Source organism: Calyptranema fuscum S582, assembly GCF_055793305.1.
On sequence record NZ_JBSLYH010000011.1, the window covers coordinates 119,795 to 139,229 of the forward strand.

The 19,435-nt window shown below is 49.1% G+C and carries 13 protein-coding genes; 7 read left to right on the forward strand and 6 right to left on the reverse strand.

All coding sequences use genetic code 11. The features are described 5' to 3' along the window. Positions 1-83: 83 nt before the first annotated feature. Positions 84-476: a pentapeptide repeat-containing protein gene (locus tag ACR6Z4_RS10170; RefSeq protein ID WP_479717146.1), complete on the reverse strand. Its 393-nt coding sequence runs from the start codon at positions 474-476 to the stop codon at positions 84-86. A gap of 69 nt (positions 477-545) precedes the next feature. Beyond that, positions 546-1,364: an ion transporter gene (locus ACR6Z4_RS10175; RefSeq protein WP_479717147.1), complete on the reverse strand. Its 819-nt coding sequence runs from the start codon at positions 1,362-1,364 to the stop codon at positions 546-548. Positions 1,365-1,825: 461 nt separating this feature from the next. On the opposite strand from ACR6Z4_RS10175, the gene ACR6Z4_RS10180 reads away from it, so the two are divergent. After that, positions 1,826-2,908: a sirohydrochlorin chelatase gene (locus tag ACR6Z4_RS10180; protein ID WP_479717148.1), complete on the forward strand. Its 1,083-nt coding sequence runs from the start codon at positions 1,826-1,828 to the stop codon at positions 2,906-2,908. Between the two features lie 164 nt (positions 2,909-3,072). Continuing rightward, the gene (sipA, locus tag ACR6Z4_RS10185) at positions 3,073-3,315 is read left to right on the forward strand and encodes a regulatory protein SipA (protein ID WP_479717149.1); all 243 of its coding nucleotides are present in this window, start codon (positions 3,073-3,075) and stop codon (positions 3,313-3,315) included. A 129-nt stretch (positions 3,316-3,444) separates the two neighbouring features. Here sipA and ACR6Z4_RS10190 read toward each other — a convergent pair whose 3' ends face one another. Further along, complete coding sequence (locus tag ACR6Z4_RS10190; RefSeq protein WP_479717150.1) at positions 3,445-4,536, reverse strand: WD40 repeat domain-containing protein; 1,092 nt, start codon at positions 4,534-4,536, stop codon at positions 3,445-3,447. Positions 4,537-4,800: 264 nt separating this feature from the next. Here ACR6Z4_RS10190 and ACR6Z4_RS10195 point away from each other — a divergent pair, with 264 nt between their 5' ends. Further along, positions 4,801-5,301 (forward strand): hypothetical protein, encoded by a 501-nt coding sequence (locus tag ACR6Z4_RS10195; RefSeq protein WP_479717151.1) that lies wholly within the window; start codon positions 4,801-4,803, stop codon positions 5,299-5,301. A gap of 107 nt (positions 5,302-5,408) precedes the next feature. Here ACR6Z4_RS10195 and ACR6Z4_RS10200 read toward each other — a convergent pair whose 3' ends face one another. Then, positions 5,409-6,590 carry a serine/threonine protein kinase gene (locus tag ACR6Z4_RS10200; protein WP_479717152.1) on the reverse strand — a complete coding sequence of 394 codons (1,182 nt, stop codon included), beginning with the start codon at positions 6,588-6,590 and terminating at the stop codon, positions 5,409-5,411. Between the two features lie 493 nt (positions 6,591-7,083). Here ACR6Z4_RS10200 and ACR6Z4_RS10205 point away from each other — a divergent pair, with 493 nt between their 5' ends. Beyond that, complete coding sequence (locus ACR6Z4_RS10205) at positions 7,084-7,968, forward strand: pentapeptide repeat-containing protein (protein WP_479717153.1); 885 nt, start codon at positions 7,084-7,086, stop codon at positions 7,966-7,968. A 134-nt stretch (positions 7,969-8,102) separates the two neighbouring features. Here ACR6Z4_RS10205 and ACR6Z4_RS10210 read toward each other — a convergent pair whose 3' ends face one another. Then, a complete protein-coding gene (locus tag ACR6Z4_RS10210) occupies positions 8,103-9,179 on the reverse strand; it encodes a sulfotransferase family 2 domain-containing protein (RefSeq protein WP_479717154.1) in 1,077 nt (358 codons plus the stop codon). A gap of 326 nt (positions 9,180-9,505) precedes the next feature. On the opposite strand from ACR6Z4_RS10210, the gene glyS reads away from it, so the two are divergent. Further along, the gene (gene glyS / locus ACR6Z4_RS10215) at positions 9,506-11,662 is read left to right on the forward strand and encodes a glycine--tRNA ligase subunit beta (protein ID WP_479717155.1); all 2,157 of its coding nucleotides are present in this window, start codon (positions 9,506-9,508) and stop codon (positions 11,660-11,662) included. A 60-nt stretch (positions 11,663-11,722) separates the two neighbouring features. Here glyS and mfd read toward each other — a convergent pair whose 3' ends face one another. Next, positions 11,723-15,343: a transcription-repair coupling factor gene (gene mfd / locus ACR6Z4_RS10220; RefSeq protein WP_479717156.1), complete on the reverse strand. Its 3,621-nt coding sequence runs from the start codon at positions 15,341-15,343 to the stop codon at positions 11,723-11,725. Positions 15,344-15,801: 458 nt separating this feature from the next. On the opposite strand from mfd, the gene ACR6Z4_RS10225 reads away from it, so the two are divergent. Both ACR6Z4_RS10225 and ACR6Z4_RS10230 read left to right on the forward strand, forming a co-directional pair. Next, a complete protein-coding gene (locus tag ACR6Z4_RS10225) occupies positions 15,802-17,097 on the forward strand; it encodes a hemolysin family protein (protein WP_479717157.1) in 1,296 nt (431 codons plus the stop codon). Between the two features lie 517 nt (positions 17,098-17,614). Continuing rightward, entirely contained in the window at positions 17,615-19,354 is a 1,740-nt protein-coding gene (locus tag ACR6Z4_RS10230; protein ID WP_479717158.1) for a putative bifunctional diguanylate cyclase/phosphodiesterase, read from the forward strand. Positions 19,355-19,435 lie beyond the last annotated feature (81 nt).

Genomic DNA, 19,435 nt, shown 5'->3' on the forward strand with positions numbered 1-19,435 from the left:
GAAGTGCCGCACCCACACCCCAATTTGCCTTTTATGCCCTTGAGAGTCGCTATAGATGAGGACGTTTGGGTCAATAATTTCGGTTAGCGATCGCAATCTCGATTAGAAATTTTGCCACTGGGTACGATCGTTTGACACAACGTCACTGTGACCGAGTGAAGATTGGGCAACTTCGCATCTTTCAGATTAGCTCCACTCAAATCCACCACAAGCAGGCTGGTATTGTGTAAATCAGCCCCTTTGAGATTGGCGTTTTTAAGAGGGGTTGCCATGATCAAGGCACCTGATAAATTGGCTCCTTCCAGGTTGGCATGTTCTAAGTTGACGCCTCTGAGGTCGGCATAACTTAAATCGCAATTTGGACAAGACTTTTGTTCTAACAGTTGTGTGACATGGTCGGGGTTGGCGGCATTTGCTGGTAAAACGAAGCAAAAAATAGCCAGAAGAAACGCCGCCAAGATTGCGCTTAACTTCATATTTGCCTCCAATAATCAGCGTTTTGTTTAATACTAAATTGCCCTCATGATTGCCTGTTGCGATCAGGATCACATCTCCTGATTGGGTAAGGCGCAGGCATCGCCGACTTTGGCGATCGCATTACCGCAGACTTTGCAAAATCGTGCATCTTCATCATGCTGCGATAAACCGCAGTTGGGGCATAGGGTATCAATCTGAGCTTTCGTTTTGACCAACCGTCTGATTAAGTCTCCCACCTGCCAGGGGATCAACGCAATCCCCGTCAGAATCATCAATACGGTTAATAGCCGACCGACTTCAGAAGTGGGCGTAATATCGCCAAATCCGACGGTTGTCATGGTTGCCACTGAAAAATAAAAGGCATCTAAAAAGGTTTTGAACTTATCCGGATTGATCGGATGCTCAACTTGATAAATCAAACCGGAATAGACAAAAATAATGGTAAATAGCGTAAATAAAATCCGATTAAAAATAACACTATCTTCGCTGCTGACGTATCCTAAAATGGTTCGTCCTTCAAAAAAACGAATTAATCGCAAGATTCTAAACCAACGGAATATTCGAATAAATCGAATATCACTGACGGGTAAAAAGAAGGGCAAAATTGCAAATAAATCAATTAAAGAATAAAGGCTAAAAAAGTGCTTCAGTCGATTTTCGGCACTAAAAAAGCGTAGTAAATATTCCCCTAAAAAAATCCACAGAATGATCGTATCCATCAGATCCAATTGACTTCGTAACACGGTTGAGATCGGATAGGTTTCGATCACAAAAATAGCGGAGGATAACAGCACTAATGCGGCGATCGCAACATTAATGGTTTGACCGATCGGGGTTTCAATATCTTCTAAATAAAATCGAATCGTCTGGCGTAGCGAAGTCAGCATATTGTCGGAATATCGTCGAAATAGTGTCAGAGTCAGGGATCAAGGTATGAGTGCGATCGCCAATTAGGATAAGATAACGAGGCACATGTGAACAGCATCTGAGTTAGGAAAGTCCGGTGCAATTCCGGCGCTGTGCCGCAACTGTAAGCGCAGGAAGTAACCCATAGGAGTGGGAGTCAAGCGTTAGGTTTGAACGTTTTGCAGGTACCAGGTTTGAACGTCTTAACGTGCCAACTTGCGACTCGATTTTAGCCTTTATCCCTTATCCTTAGGATCGTGGATGGAATACCCCCCGCATCGTTTTGAGAGCGCAATGGCTTCACCATGACGTTTTCAAAAAAATCCCAGGTTAACGGATCGCTGATCCGTATTCCTATTCCTTCTTCTCGCAAGCCAGAACGCTAACTTGATGTGTATTCACTCTATTTCCTGCGTTGCACAGGAACGGAGTTCGTTGTTTTATGACTTCTTCTCCCATCGTCTATCCGATCGAATCGTCATCATTGGCATCGGTGTCTCTTAAGCCTCTTCCGTTTGAACGACCTGTGTTGCTGGTGGGGCATGGCAGCCGAGATGCAGACGGACGACAAGGGCTACTCGATTTTGCGGCTGCTTACCAACAACTCGATCCATCTCGTCCGGTCATTCCTTGTTTTTTAGAATTGACTGAGCCTTCGATTCAGCAAGGGGTTGACCAGTGTGTTGAAAAAGGGTACACCGAGTTGTCTGTGCTGCCGGTGTTATTGTTTGCTGCGCGTCACAATAAATTTGATGTGACCAATGAGCTGGATCGGGCACGACAACGCCATCCTCAGGTGACGTTTCATTATGGTCGGCATTTTGGCATTACCCCAGGAATTTTGGATTTGTGGCGATCGCGTTTAGATGAACTGGATCAACCGCAATGGAATCCACATGGCATTTCTCGCGAAGAAACGGTGGTATTGTTTGTTGGCAGAGGTGCCAGTGATCCCGATGCCAATGGCGATGTCTACAAAATGGCACGGATCGTCTGGGAAGGCAGTGGCTACCAAACGGTTGAGGTTTGCTTTATCGGCATTACCCATCCTCGGTTAGAAGAAGGCTTTCGCCGCGCTCGCCTTTATCAACCCAAACGAATTATTGTCCTGCCTTACTTTTTGTTTACAGGCGTATTGGTCAAAAAAATCTTTGACATTACAGCTGAACAACACGCCCAGTTTCCGGATATTTCGATGGTTTGTTTGCCCGAAATGGGTTTGCATCCTCATCTGTTCTCGGTGTTACGAGAACGGGAAATCGAAACCCAGCTGGGCGAAGTGCAAATGAACTGTGAAATGTGTAAATTCCGTCTGGTTGCCGTGCAGCAAGGCGCAGGGGGACATGATCACGGACACTCCCATGATCACGGACACGATCACGGACATTCCCATGATCGCGGACATGATCACGGACATTCCCACGATCACGGGCATGCGCACCACGGACATGATCATGCCCATGGGATGCCGGATCCCTATGCCGAACCTGCCCAGTATCATCAAAAAATCTGGCAAGTTCCGTAGGCTCGCATGTTAAATAGAACCCGGACGTTGATTTTTGGAAGCGCGACAACGTCGCGCTTCCAAAAATCAATCTCTGGTTATCCCGTTTGAAAGCAGCGGCTCCGCCGTTCTTAAAAGAATTGGGGTTGCTTCCATCCATACCCTTTAGTGGTTCCATTTCCCCTATGACTGACGCAAAAGAATTCTCGGTAGGCGATCGCGTTCGGGTTGTGGCACTGCCCCCTTATATCAAAACGGCAGAGCCGATGCCGATGTTGCGTCCGCCTAATCTGATTCAGGTGGGTGAGGAAGGGGTTGTGATGGATCGACGTCCGGGCGGCTATTGGGGTATTCGGTTTGCTAAGGGCAGCTTTTTGCTCGATAGCCACTATCTAGAACCCGTAGCAGACGATGCCCCTTCAACCTGATCCAGACGATGCGATCGCACCTTTCCAAAAATTAACCCCTGATTTGAAACACATTGTGTAGCGCTTTGCACCTGAATAGATGGGTGATGGTGTGAGAGCCGTGCAGAGTGCGGTTCTCACACCATCTGATTACTGTATTTGCCAGAGTTTGATGGTGTTATCGGCACTACCACTGGCGAGGGTTCTGCTATTTTGGCTAAAGGCAACCGACCAGATTTCGTTGGCGTGTTCGGCTTGTAGATTCACCTCTTCCTCTGCTACCAGATCCCAGAGTTGGATGGTGTTGTCCAGACTGCCACTTGCCACAAACCGACCATCGGGGCTAACGCTAAGCGAGCGAATTTCAGATCGATGCGATTGCAAGGTTGCTTTGGGTCGTCCTTCGAGATCCCACAGCCGAATGGTATTGTCGGGTTCGTTGCTGATTCCCTGGCGATCGCCACTAAAGGCTAACCGTTCGCCATCGGGGCTAAATGCGACCGACCAGACAGGATGAACAAATGGACCCATGATTTTGACCAGGTCCGCATCGTCTACATCTTCAACATCCCACAGTTTTACCGTGCTGCCCGACCCACTACTGACCAATGTTTGACCATCGGGACTAAATGCCAGCGCTAATACTTCCTGATCTTCTTGGAGTTCGCTGATCAGGGCACCTGTATCGACGTTCCAGAGACGAATAATTTTGTCATTCCCGGCACTGGCAAGAATGCGGTTATCGGGGCTGAAGGCAACACTGTAGACGATGCCCGTATGACCTTGAAAATCCTGTAGTAAGGTGCCGCGCTGCCAATCCCACAGGCGCACGTTGCGACCGCCACCACTGGCTAATAGGCGACCATCGGAGCTAAAAACAACCGATAAGACTTGTTCTGGATTTTCAGGTAACGTGCGAACCAGGTGATGGGTGCGATCGCGTGGGTCGGTGGTCGCCATGTTCCAAATTTTGATCGTGCGATCGACGCTACCGCTGGCAAGAAACCGTCCGTCAGGACTAAACGCCACCGAACGAATGGCACGAGAATGCAGACTCGCACACCAGGGAAAGTCAATCGGTCTGGATTGTTCATCCGGCGTGCATCCCAGGCGAGCGATCTGACTGACCTGAACTGCGATCGCAGATTGAGCCAATGCGCTGGAAAAATTTGATAGTAACGGAAGTGCAAGAAATGACGCAAGGGCAATGCTGGCAAAGGAAGCACGGGTTCGACGTGACATAACTATTCCCCAGAGTTGATGTGATAGATGGATTAACCTACATTTCTTATGTCTGGAGAATACAAACCTATGCAGTCTATGACCGATGTCGCGACGCGCTCAGAACCAGGCGGCTCATGGGTTGAACAGCAGCGCGGCGCGCCGCTGTTCAACCCGTAAGTGAGCGCTGGCGCTCAGCAAAAATCAGCAATACCCAAAAATCGTCCCCGGATCAAGCCCCATTGCTAATGTTATTGATACAGTATTGAGATGTTTGCTAAAACCATGAGCAACCCAAATTTTTATATGCTGAGAAATTTTCGAGCGATCGCTCTTTTCACCCCTCTTCTAGTCTTCGCCGGGAGTTTTATCGTTCCTGCTAAGGCGCAGACCATTCCTTCAGACACTAATCCGGGAGCGATCGCTCAAACCGTCGAATGCAGTTCGTTGATTGCAGCGGCGAACCAGGCTGTTGCCGATGTTCAGTCTGCAACCCAAAGTGGGGCAGGCGATGTCAATGGATTGCTGCAAATTGCTGATATTGCCGATCAATCGGTTGGACGAATGCAGGCGATTTCGCTAACCGATCCTAAGTTGCAGGGCTATCGCGATCGCTTTGTTTCGATGTATTCCTCGACGGGTCAGGCATCGCGCGCGTTAGTCAGTGCGGTGCAGCAAGATGATGTCTCGGCAGCACAAGTTGCTTATGAAGCGATCGTAAATGCAACGTCTCAAGAGGGTCCTCTGGTGAATGAAGTGAACACCTATTGCGGCAGCGCGTCTTAAATCGGGATTGCTCGAAAATTCCCAAGTAATAGGCTGAGGATGTGCCACGCGGAGCATGGCACATCCTCACAGGTTTGAGCTGACTGAATTGTCCAGGATTGCGATCGCTAATCAATCTTTGATTCCAACCGTTTGACAGGCAATTTCAGCCATTGGCTTAACTCATACGCCAGCCAGTCTAATTCTGCGATCGTTAGCGGATGCTTGCCATTCAATACATAACTGTGCGAGCCAACCCAAATCAGCAATTGAGTCTGGGTCGTTTCTAGCCGTTGGATGTCGGTTCGGTTACCCTGGGCAAGCTGGCGATATTGACAGCCCAACATTTCATCCACCATGGCAAACCGTTGGGCATCAATGCGCAGTCGGCGCTGACTAAACCGTTGTGGCATTAAAATATCGATCGCGTGGCTGGTTTTAGTGAAGCCAATTTGACTGTCTACAGGTTTTTGGGGCAGTTTTGCTGTGCCTGTGCGAAGGAGGTCTTGCGGCGATAGGGTGAGTAGAGCTTGCCGAGCCGAGGTAAACCGTTTATCTAAACTTGGTTCGACCATACGTTTTAGCCAGCTACTAAAGATTGGATTGAGGTAAATTTCTTGCTCAAACTCGATCCGCAGTCCCTTGCGGGCTAACTTAGACGGTTCGGTACCCGTCAAAATTGCGATCAATGTTGCTCCCAGGCTATAAAGATCGGAGGCATTAACGGCACGTCCGCCCGCTTGTTCTGGAGGCGTATAGCCATACGTTCCGGTAATCGTATACGATCCGGTTTCTGTTGCGGCAAAATTTTGTGCCGATTTGAAATCAATTAAGTAAACCTGTCCGATCTCTTGATCGGGTTCTGCTGCCAGCAAAATGTTACTGGGATTGATATCCCGATGGATGATGGGCGGTTTTTGTTGGTGTAAGTGAATCAAAATTTCGAGAACGGCGATCGCAATTTTTTGAGCTTCTGCTTCGCTAAAACTACGACCTGCATCGAGATAACTTTGCAGAGATTTACCCACAATATGGGTTTGCACCAGAGCAAAGCCACGACCATCGGGTAGGGTTAACTCAAAATAGTCTAAATATTGCGGAATGGCAGGATGGTTGAGGCTTCTGAGCGTCTCGGCTTCTCGTCGAAACAATTTCAGATCTTCGGTTTCAAATTGATTGCGGCACAGCAGCAGTTTGATCACGACCCAGGCATGGGTAACTAGATCAAGCGCCAGTAATGTCCCCCGTCCCACTCCTTTACTGAGCTGCTGTTGAATTTGATAGCGATCGCCCAGTACACGTCCAGTCATACCTGTCTTAACCCTTCAATACTGTTTTGCTGAGTGTGAAAATGGCTAACCACCTTCACTTTTCTAAGAGAACCCAGCATTTCCGGATTTCAGACCGATCTAGCCGAAGAGTGAACCAATTGATTTCAGGCAACTCGTCATACCGATTTAATGTGAAGCTGCGTCTTATTCAACCCCCGGCTGTCGCCGTCCCCCTTGCCAAGGGGGACTACAGGGGGTTCTAGTTTGGCGCAACTTCATAAAAGATTGGTATCAGGATTGCAAATTAATTGACCCGTATTTTTTTGAGAGAGCGATGGTTTTATCATTCCTTTCTCAAAGGGAATTGGTTTAATCAATCCCCGATCCTTAGGATTGGGGATTGATTAAACCCGAAGCTTATGGTTGGCATCGCGGCGACGCCGCGATGCCAACCATACTCTTCGATCCTAAAAGTGAACTGGGTGCAGACCTCTCATTTTGGTGCAAACAGTTTAGTGATTGAGGCAAAGTAATGGCTGAACAAGAACATCTTTCACGTATTCAGCAAGGCATTCAGATTTGGAATGAGTGGCAGCAAACACAGTCACAACCCGTAGATCTGAGTGGGGCGAATTTGAGTGGCATGAAACTCAGGGCAATCAATCTCACCCAAGCTGATCTCAGTGATGCAAATCTCAGCCAATCTGACCTGACCGAAGCCAACCTCAGCCGAGCCATTTTGATTGGGGCTGATTTGGGTCAGTCGAATCTTAACAAAGCCAATCTCAACGAAGCCTATTTGAGTGAAGCGTACCTTTGCCAGTCAAAACTAAGTGAGGCGTCTTTGAAAGATGCGATTCTCAATGAAGCGGATCTGAATGAAGCGGATTTAACCTACGCAGACTTGACCGGAGCAACCCTGGAGCGAGCCAATTTGCAAGGGGCGTTTTTAGGGGAAGCCGTTTTAGATGCTGCTGATCTGAGTGAGGCAGATCTCAGTAATGCCAATCTGAGTCTGGCAAAACTCGATCATGCCAACTTACAACACGCCAACCTGAGCGGGGCAGATCTGCGCTGGGCAAATTTAAATCATGCTCAATTACAATCGGCAAATTTGCTCGAAGCCAACCTCAATCTGGCTCATTTAGAAGGAGCTAATCTGGCTAATGCCAATCTAGAAAACGCTGTTTTGAGTCTGGCGGTGTTGAAAAATGTGGACTTGAGCGGTGCAAATTTGAAGAATGCCAATTTGATTGGGGCGGATCTGTCGGGCGCAAATCTCAATGGAACAGATTTAACCGATGCTTCGTTTGTTGGGGCAAATTTGAGTGGGGCGACTTTAAAGGATGCCTACATGATTGGCACGAACTTGAATGGAGCTAATATTGCCCCCACCTCTGCATTAGCGATCAAGTAGATCCAGCTGATGTAGTTAGATCCGGTTAGATCTATAGCAGTTCTATTGCGCTTCACGCCTGGATAGGTGACGCTTTTTGAGAGAGCCGTGCTCCGCGCGGCGCTCTCTCAAAAACTTGCACGTCATGTGCCGTATTACTTTTTCCGAGACGGTAAAACGGTGCCTTTCAGCTTGAGCCACTGCTGATGGAGCCACCACACCTTACTCGATTCGATGGAGTGAATGGTGTTTCTGGCTTGCTTGAGTTTGCGCCGATTTTTCTTCAACCGATGGCGCAACAGTTTGACTTTTTGCTGAGTCTGAGCCAGCTGAAGTTTCGTCTTACTGAGCTGAGTTTGCAGCTGGTTGATATCATCTTGGGAAAGTTGAGGTTGCGCTTGAAGATGAATAGTTTGAGGTGTTCTCGATGCCACAAAATCGCCAGTTTCGGCATTCAGCGTTTGAAACTCTTTAACTTCGTTCGAGAAGGCATCGCCATATTGCCCAATCCTTTCATCTAAAAGGGTCTTGGCATATTGATAAAGCGCCAGATCTAGCTGGTTATATTTTTCTATGATCTGCAAGTCACCCGCTGCAAGGCTATCTTTTTTGGGACGGGTTTTCGTGACGTTTAATTTGGCATAAAAGGGCGGCGACCATCCCAGCAATTTACTCAACAGTACAATGCTTTCATCAAACCGTTCAGAAATGCCAACCATCAAAAACTGTTCTTTCAGGTTGCGTTTTGCCAGTTCTAAAACGTCGTCTGAACATTTGCCAAACGGAATTTTGTTGCCAATGCCGGAGATCCGCCGGGTTTGTCCATTATCTGCTTCACGGTTAAGCCCAGAGCGGACATAGTCTTTAATATCGCGCGCAGTTTTGGCAATGACGTGTTTTGGATGGTTGGTGGCTTGTTGAATGTAGTAATACTCAGAAATCAGGCGATCGATCGGATCGCGCATGACCGTGAAATATTTAGACGGGTAGGGAAGCAGTTGATCGACCCCAAAACTCAGATGCCCATGAATCAGTTTGAAGTGCTGACTGCCCGACTTAGGAACAATCTTGGCGTCGGCGATCGCCTTGATGACTTCATTCGTCGTCCAAAAAATTGCATTGTCTCCATACTGACGCGCCATGATTTCGACCAATGTCGTACCGGCTGTTTTGGGAACGTGCAAGAAAATAAGGGAAGGATTTGAGTTGGAATCCTGGGCTGAATCAGTCATCGTAGTTGGGTCAAATCGGGCAAACGCTGAAGGTTAGTAGAGCAATACGTTCGGCAAAAAAACTGGATCTTTAATGCAACCCTCAGTATGCAGGACAATTTATCAGAAGACAATATAGGAAACGGCAAATCTTGCGGCTCCACTCTGGGGGGAACTCCGCAACAAAATTGGGAGATTCATGTTGAGATGGCGCGCGACGCGCGCCATCTCAACATGAATCCAACATAATTTGCCACCCCATTTCTCTGTGCTGCGAGACGCAAGGTAAACTGGGAAGGTTAGTTTGACATCAATTAGATTTCTCTAAGATTTGAATTTGGTGAGGTATGGCGTCATTTTTGCTAGAAGTGGGTACAGAAGAATTGCCAGCCAGTTTTGTGGCAGCAGCCCTAGAACAGTGGCGATCGCGCATTCCCACTAGCTTAGACGAGCATTTCCTGACCGCAGATGGGTTAGAGTTTTACGCCACCCCTCGCCGTTTGGCGGTGTTGATCAAAGGCTTACCGGAGCAACAGCCCGATCGCGAAGAAGATGTCAAGGGACCCCCGGCGCAGGCAGCATTTAAGGATGGCAAACCGACCAAGGCAGCAGAAGGGTTTGCTCGCTCTCGTGGGGTTGCGGTAGATGCCCTGGAAATTCGCAGCACTGACAAAGGGGATTTCGTTTTTGTTCAGCAAAAAATTCTGGGTCGTCCGACCCCCGACCTGTTGACCGAGCTGGTGCCCCAGTGGATTTTGAATCTGGAAGGGAAGCGGTTTATGCGGTGGGGCGACGGCGATCTGCGCTTTCCGCGCCCAATTCGTTGGTTGGTGCTGCTGTGGGATCAGGCGGTGTTGCCGCTGACGTTAACCAATGGGTCAGAAAGTTGTTCCAGCGATCGCATGTCTCACGGGCATCGCGTGTTGCACCCCGACCCAATTTCAATTCCCAGTGCCGAGGCGTATGTGGCGAGTCTTAATGCTGCCTATGTCGAAGTCGATCCCCAGGTTCGCCGGACTCGTATTCTTGAGCAAACTCAGGCAGCGGCTCAGTCGGTGGGTGGGGTTGCGTCAATTTCGCCCGATCTATTGGCAGAAGTGACGGATTTAGTGGAATATCCTACGGCAGTGATCGGTAAATTTAATCCCCAGTTTTTAGAACTGCCTGCCGAGGTGATTGTCACGGTTATGGAAAGCCATCAGCGTTATTTCCCAGTGCTTCAGGCAGAAGGGAGCAAAACGTTGTTGCCCTATTTCATTACTATTTCTAATGGCGATCCCGAAAAGTCTCAAATCATTGCTGAGGGCAATGAACGGGTGATTGTGGCGCGATTAACCGATGGTAAGTTTTTCTTTGATAGCGATCGCGCTCATCCTTTAGAAAGTTATCTGCCTCGTCTGGAGAAAGTCACCTTCCAGGAAGACCTGGGATCGGTGCGGGAAAAGGTCGATCGCATTGTCCATATTGCCACTCTGATTGCCGACCAGCTACACCTCAATTCGGCAGAACGGGCAACGATCGAACGGGCTGCCCTACTTTGCAAAGCCGATCTGGTGACACAAATGGTCGGAGAGTTTCCCGAACTCCAGGGCATTATGGGGCAAACCTATGCGCTGACCAGTGGCGAACCAGACGCGGTTGCTACGGCGATCGTGGAACATTATTTGCCGAGGGGAGCGGGTGATGACTTGCCGCAAACTCTGACAGGTCAGGTGGTGGGTATTGCCGATCGGCTGGATACCCTGGTGGGGATTTTTAGCCTGGGGATGTTGCCCAGTGGCTCGTCTGACCCGTTTGCTCTGCGTCGGGCTGCCAATGCCATTCTCAATATCACCTGGACAGCCAATTTGTCGCTGAATTTATATCAGATGATTCAGCAAGTTGTTACAGATGTCGCGTCCAACTCGTCGGCAAAGTCGCAAGAATCTATATCTCTGCAAGCGCAATTACACGACTTTTTCTTGCAGCGCATCCGCACGTTGCTTCAAGAAGAACGCGGGATCGACTATGACCTGGTCAATGCGGTGCTGGGTGAAAATGATCCGGAGTATGCCGAGCGGGCACTCAAAGATTTGTTAGATGTGCGCGATCGCGCACATTTCTTGCAAACCATTCGGCAAAACAAGACTCTGGATAGTATTTACGAAACTGTCAACCGTTCCTCTCGGCTGGCGGCTCAGGGCAGTCTGGATACGGTTCAGCTTCAGCCTGTGGCGATCGCCGATCCCAGCCTGTTCCAAAGTCCATCGGAGCAAGCCTTTTATGATGCGTTGGTGCAATTGGTGCCCAAAACCCAGGCGGCTCAAGCCGAACGAGACTACCAAAAGCTTGTGAGTGCGCTGGCAGAAATTGCCCCGGTGGTGAGCAATTTCTTTGACGGTGCCGATAGCGTTTTGGTCATGGACGAAAACCTTGAGATTCGTCGCAATCGTCTGAATTTATTGGGATTACTGCGCAACCATGCGCGAGTTCTGGCAGATTTTGGGGCGATCGTAAAGCAATAATGTCATTCTGTTCATGAATTGGGGGTCGCGCTTTGCGCGACCCCCAATTCATCCATACCATCAGGCGAGGACGGGTTCGGGCAATGCGCCCTGCATCCGGCTCAGCCAGGTAATCAGGTTATCGAGTTGTTGGTCGGTGCTCAACACGCCCAGCCCCCGCACGGTGACTTTTCCGGGGGTATAGACAAAGCGAGAATGCAAGTGGTTGGGTAGATTCTCTTTGAGCAAGTTCCAGGCAGGTTCTTCCATCGGCGTTTCCAGCAAAACATGCTGTTTGCCTTCGGGCTTGATGCGCGAAAAGCCCAGGGTTTTGGCGATTTGTTTGAGTTCCATAATTCGCAAGAGTTGCCGAGCTGCCACTGGAATCGAACCATAGCGATCGCTCCAATCTCCCGCAATCTGGTTGAGTTCCTGGATGGATTGCGCCGATGCAACGGCTCGGTAAGCACTCATCTTTTGATCGAGGTCGGGGATGTAGTCGGCAGGAATGAAAGCGGTGAGATTGAGATCGATTTGCGTATCGTCCACTTTGGGAATTTCTTGACCACGAATTTCCTTAATCGCGTCTTCCAGCATTTCCATGTACAGATCAAAGCCGATCGCATCCATCTGTCCCGACTGCTCGGCTCCCAGTAGATTTCCTACCCCCCGAATTTCCATATCGCGCATAGCAAGTTGATAGCCCGAACCGAGTTGGGTAAATTCCTGAATCGCTCGCAGGCGTTGCCGTGCTGTGTCGGTGAGCTGACTTTGTTTGGGATAAAACAACCAGGCATGGGCTTGAATGCCTGCCCGTCCGACCCGTCCCCGTAGCTGGTACAGCTGGGATAGACCAAACTTTTGCGCATCTTCGATCAAGATGGTATTGACGCGAGGAATATCTAACCCCGATTCGATAATCGTCGTACAGACAAGAATTTCAGCTTCGCCATTGTTGAAGGTGAGCATGGTCGATTCCAATTCGCCTTCCTGCATCTGACCATGGGCGATCGCAAATCGTGCCCCCGGAATCATCTCGCGCAATCGTCCCGTGGTTTCTTCAATGCCTTCCACCCGTGGCACCACATAAAACACCTGTCCGCCCCGATCCAATTCCTGCCGAATCGCCGTTCGCACCATTTCTGGATCGTAGGGTGCCAGGTGGGTCTTGATCGGACGACGCGAAGGCGGCGGCGTGGTAATAAGACTCATTTCCCGAATCCCCGACAGTGCCATATATAACGTTCGAGGAATCGGAGTTGCAGACAGGGTGAGCACATCCACCTGCGTTTTGAGGGATTTGATTTTCTCTTTTTGACTGACCCCAAACCGTTGTTCTTCATCCACCACCAGCAAGCCCAGGTCTTTAAACTGAATGCCTTTACCAAGTAGTTGATGGGTGCCGACGACCACATCCAGTTCTCCGGTGGTCAGTCGTTGCTGAATGTCTCGCCGTTCTTCGGCGGTTCGAAATCGATTGAGCAAGCCGACCTGGATGGGATAGGGTGCAAAGCGTTCCTTCAGCGTGTGGTAATGCTGCTGCGTCAGGATGGTGGTTGGAGCCAACAGCGCCACCTGTTTCCCGGCAGTGATGGCTTTAAAAATGGCACGGATTGCCACCTCGGTTTTGCCAAAGCCGACATCCCCACAAACCAACCGATCCATAGGACGGACATTTTCCATGTCGCGTTTAACATCCTGAACCGCTTTGAGCTGGTCGATTGTGGCTTGATAGGGGAACGAGTCTTCCAATTCCTGCTGCCAGGGCATATCAAACGGATAGCAAAAGCCTTGTTGTTGGGCGCGCTGGGCGTAGAGTTGCAGCAAATCCACAGCCACTTTTTTGATGGCTTTGCGGACTTTGCTTTTGGTTTTCTCCCAGGCTTTACCTGTCATTTTGTTGAGTTCGGGAGTACGATCGCCCATTCCCCGAAACCGTGACAGTGTGCCCAACTGATCTGCTGCAACTCGCAGCAAACCATCGGCATACTGCACCACCAAATATTCTCGCGTCTCGTTGTTAATCGTCAGGCTCTCTAGTTTGAGGAAACGCCCGACCCCATGATTGCGATGGACGACGTAATCACCCGGTTGCAGCTTGTTGGGATCAACCTGTTTTGATGCGGCTCTGCGGCGCTTGCGAATATAGCTCGGCGTTGCCAGAGAATGCTGCCCAAAGAATTCTCGATCCGTTACGACCACTAAGCGAAACGTTGGCAGAATAAACCCTTCTACCTCTGCCAACCCCGAATATTTGACTGCCACCGGAATCCGCTGACTTTGCAGCTTATCGATGGCGGGATAGTCTTTGGGATTGGGGACAAACTGCGCGGCACAGTCATGCTCTTGCAATAACGAGACGGAGCGAGACGGTTGCGCCGACACCAACCAGACCGAAAAATTGCGATCGCGCTCTTGGCGAATTGTATCTGCTAACTTGCCAAACTGGTGCGGCGTCGAGGGAAACGGACGACTGGCAAGATTTAATCCCTTACCTTCTTCTGCCAATTCCGATAAATACAGCCGCTCAAATCGTTCGCAGTCTTGTAGGGACGCTGCAAAGTTGCGATGCATCTTCGGCAACCGCTGATCCTGAGATTTAACCCCAACTTCCAGCCAATGTTCTTCGGCATGTTCCACCCAGCGATCGCTATGGGCACGGCATTGCTCGGGTTCATCGATTGCCACTAAGGTATCGGCAGGCAAGTAATCCAACAACGATGCCGGATGCGCAAACGCCACTCCCAAAAACCGTCGCATTCCCTCCATTGCCTGCCCCTGTTGCAGGTGTTCCAGTTCTTCCGGCGTTAGAAACGACGACAATAATGACGACACCGTAGAAACGTGATTGATCGCGTCTTTCCTGGAATTGATCGCGTCTTTCCCGGAATTGATTGCATCTTTCCCCCCAAATCCCAATGCGGCGGCAATCATCGGGGCGTAATTGGTGGTCGTCAGCACCAGACGGTCGATTCGATCTAGCGATCGCTGGGTTGCAGGGTCAAACTCGCGGATCTTATCCAACTCATCGCCAAACAATTCCAAGCGGACAGGCAACTCAGAGGCAACCGGAAACACATCGATAATGTCGCCGCGCCGACTCCACTGCCCTTCCATTTCGACCAGAGGCACCCGTTCATAGCCCAAATTGGCTAACTGATGACTCAGGGTTTCCAGATCCAACTCCATCCCCTGATTCAAGCTGAGACAATAGTCTCGAAACATCTCAATGGGCGGTAAATGAGGTTGGAGCGATCGCTCCGTTGTCACGATCGCAAATGATTTTTGGGGTTTGAGGTTTAAATTTTGAGTTGCCGAATGAATTGGTTCCTCCGCCCCTTTCATGTCTGACTCTGCGGCATCCTGCTTGATTAAATCGGCTAACACTTGCAATTGACCCCAGGTCATTTCTGACTCCGAATCAAACGGCTCGTAGGGCGACGCCTCGGAGGTGGGGTAGAAATAGACGGTTTGCCACCCCATAGCTTCCAGTTGGGCGCTCCACCGTCCCGCTTCTTCCAACGTGGCAGTGACCACCAGCAACGGATGCTGCTGCACCTGTGCCAGGGTTGAAGAGACTAACCCCTTGGGAATGCGGGAAACGCCATTGAGGGTAAGACTGCGGTGTTGATGCAGCTTGGTCAGGAGTTCAGTCGTCAAGGGCGATCGCCCTAGTGCACGGGTGATTGAGGAAAAAGCCATACGTCCTGGACACACGAAGAGGAGAGAAAAACAAAAAGCGTGAACCCGTTCATACGCTATTTTTATTGAACTGGGTTTAACTTATCTTTACCATTCTAGAAGGCATGTCTGTAATACTGTGGGGTCGCGATGGTTGTAGCCCTGGTTTTAAGAATAGTAGACCCAGGTAAACGTTTGGTAAGGGTGCCGGAGTTGCCGAACTCCTCTGGAGCGAGGATTGATTTGGGGAAGCGCGGCGTCGCCGCGCTTCCCCAAATCAATCCTCGAGTTTAGGACATCTACGAGCCCTGGTAGTTAGGCTTATGGCGTGTGGATATTAGATTGGGTTTAATAGCGATGGGCAAATAGCAATCCAGATATCCATCCATCCTCTGCGTAGCGCTATAGACTATGGACTAGAGAGTTTGCTCTAGATTTAGATTCCAACGTTGCACTCAGCCTCTTGAAGCAGGACTTTCATGGCGTTCGAAATTTTTATTGTTGTTCTCTTAATCCTTGCCAATGGCTTATTTGCCATGTCCGAAATGGCGATCGTTTCGGCTCGTAAAATACGTCTCCAAGAAATGGCTGAACGAGGAAACCGCAAGGCGATGGTTGCTTTAGATTTGGCAAATTCCCCAAATCGGTTTTTATCGACGGTTCAAGTTGGAATTACGCTGATTGGCATTCTGGCAGGTGCCTTTGGTGGCGCGACGATCGCCGCATCGTTAGCTAAATATCTGGCACTTATTTCTTTTTTAGCGCCCTATAGTCAGGCGATCGCCTTTGGTCTGGTGGTTTTATCGATTGCTTATTTTTCGTTGATTATTGGCGAACTGGTGCCCAAGCGTCTGGCATTAAACAGTCCAGAAAAAATTGCCATTTGGGTGGCGAGTCCCATGCGGATGATGTCGGCGATCGTCTATCCTGCCGTGCATCTGTTAAGCATTTCAACCGAAGGGGTCCTAAAGTTGCTGGGAGCCAAACTGACGTCAGACGAACCCCTGATTACCGAAGAAGAGATTAAAGTTTTAGTTCGTCAGGGAGCTGAAGCGGGGATGTTTGAAGCCGCTGAACAGGATATGGTGGAGCGGGTTTTTCGCCTGGGCGATCAACATGTGGGTGCCCTGATGACTCCCCGTCTGGAGATCACATGGTTGGATCTAAACGACTCTGCCGAAGCCAACCGCCTCAAAATGGTTGAAAGCCGCCATAGCCGATTTCCGGTCTGTCAAGATAATCTGGATAACGTGCTGGGTGTTGTCAGTGTCACCGATGTGTTGGCGCGTAGCCTGTCGGGAGAACCGATCGAGCTCACCGATATGCTGCGGCAACCACTCTTTATTCCCGAAAGCACTCATGCGCTGCGGGTGCTGGAACTATTCAAAAAATCAGGAACGCATACTGCTTTTGTTGTCGATGAATATGGCGTTACTCAAGGGATCGTTACCCTTAATGATGTGATGGAAGTAATTATTGGCGATATTCCTTTTGCCGATCAGCCGCAAGAATTATCCATGATGCAACGAGAGGATGGGTCATGGTTAATGGATGGCATGTTAACGATCGACAAATTCAAAGAACTCTTTGATATTGAAGAATTGCCGGGCGAACAGCGAGGAAATTATCAAACCTTGGGCGGGTTTGTGATTACTCAACTGGGTCGTATTCCTGTGTCCGCAGATCATTTCATCTGGGAAGACTTTCGATTTGAGGTGGTCGATATGGATGGCAATCGAGTCGATAAAATACTGGTCATTCCTGCCAATAGTTAGCCAAGCGTTAACAGATTTCATCAGGAATCGTCGGCTTAGGTTTGTAAAGTGGTTTAGAAGGTTTCTTAGTCAAGAAACAAAAACAAGGCGAAGAATGGTTCATGGTCGCTGATAAAACGCTATCCATAAACATCAATAAAAATTAGTATTTCCACTTCCTGGTTTTCACTCAACGAGTCTGGGAATAATAATTAAGAGTGTTAGTATTCCATCTGTAGTTTTTATTACCACTGCGTCTTAGTCGTATACCCGTTAAATTTTGCCATGTGGGGGTGGGGGCACAGCCCTCAAGCAGGGATTTCACCCCCTTTACCCCGTCCAAACTTTATTAATCGAGTGCCCTAGTCAGAAGTGAAGTTATGTATATTGATTGCTGTGCTGGGGTCAGACTATTGATTGCTTTGTTAGGGTCAGACGTGTGCATACCAAATTTCTGTTTACATTATGTTTACATCTCTAAGGTTGGCGTTGTAACTGAATGACTGCCCTGTTGCCTAATTCCTCTTCAGCAAGATCTATGCCTAAAATCCTTGTCATCGAAGATGACCCGACGGTTCAATCCCTAATTCACAAGTTGCTTAAAGCTGAAGGGTTCGACGTAATCGTGGCTTCAGACGGTTTTGAGGGAATTCAGTATGCTCAAGCGCAAAATCTGGATCTGATCATCAGCGACATTATGATGCCGGGATGCGATGGCTATGAAGTGTTAGAAGAATTGCATCGCAATCCAGATACAGCCAATATTCCGTTTATTTTCCTCAGTGCCAAGTCCGAGCGGCGTGACTTGCGTCAGGGAATGGAACTGGGTGCGGATGACTATCTGACCAAACCGTTTACACGGGCAGAGTTGTTGGGAGCGATCGCCGCTCGACTCGACAAACAAAAAAATATTACCGAACCCTACATCAATGAAATGAAGCGGGCGGCTGACAGTATCAGTCAGCTGGCGTACCGGGATCCGTTGACGGGGTTATGCAATCGAATTTTGTTGCACCAGCGCTTGCTAGAAGCCTTAGGGCAGGCAAAGCGATCGCAAAGTCTGGTTGCCCTTCTCTGCATTAATTTAGATCGCTTCAAAGCTATCAACGATAATCTGGGCTATTCGTCTGGCGATTTGCTGCTGCAAGGGGTTGCGCAACGGTTGTTGCAAATTTTTGGTGAAGGTAATACCGTAGCTCGCCTGGGCGGCGATGAATTTAGTGTGATTTTGACGCAATGCCAAACCAAGAAAGAGATTAGCAATACGGTTTCTCAAGCTTTGCATTTGCTGCAAGAGCCGTTTATGGTCAATGACCAATATGTGAATATCCAATTCAGCATTGGGATTGCCCTATATCCAGAGCATGGCAGTAATTTAGAGCAGCTGTTGCAACAAGCCGATATAGCGATGCGGTGTGCCAAACGGCAAAACCAGGGAAAGCATCAGTTTTATGATGCCGAAATGAGCACGCTGCTGATCGAACGGCGATCGCTCGAAGGGCACTTAAACAACGCCATGGAGCGTGGAGAGCTGCAACTCTATTACCAACCTCAGGTCAATTTGATCACGGGACGGATTATTGGGGTCGAAGCATTATTGCGCTGGCTTCATCCTGAACTCGGCATGGTTGAACCGAAAAAATTTATTCCGATTGCCGAAGAAACGGGGTTGATCAAATCGATTGGCGAGTGGGTTTTGCATACTGCCAGTGCTCAAGCCCATAGCTGGCAAAAACTCAGTCGGATGCCCGTGCGTGTGTCTGTAAATATTTCGGCGCGACAGTTTAAACAACACAACCTGGCTGCGGTGGTGCGTCAGGTGTTACATGAAACGAAACTCAGCCCAGAACTGCTGGTTTTGGAAATGACTGAGACGAGCATCATGGAAGAGGTAGACAAAACCATCGAAATTTTACAAGAACTGCGGGCAATGGGCGTCAATATATCGATTGATGACTTTGGCACAGGCTACTCGTCGTTGAATTATCTCAAGCGCTTTCCGCTGGATACCCTGAAAATTGATCAGGCGTTTGTGCAAGATGTCACGACCGACTCCAACGATGCTGCCATTGTGAAAGCGATTATTGCAATGGCACATAGTTTGCAACTCAAGGTGGTTGCAGAGGGTGTTGAGACTCAGGAACAGGTGACGTTTTTGCGTCAAAGTGGCTGTTATAGCATTCAGGGGTATTTATTTAGCCCACCTGTCTTAGCCGAAGAGTTTGAAACCATGTTGACGGCTGACAAACGTCTGGAAGTGGAGACTGGCAGAATCTAAGGCTTGTGGATTGAATTAACCCCCAATCGTTTGGAGAGAGTGACGGCTCCGCCGTCACTCTCTCCAAACGATTGGGCAGGT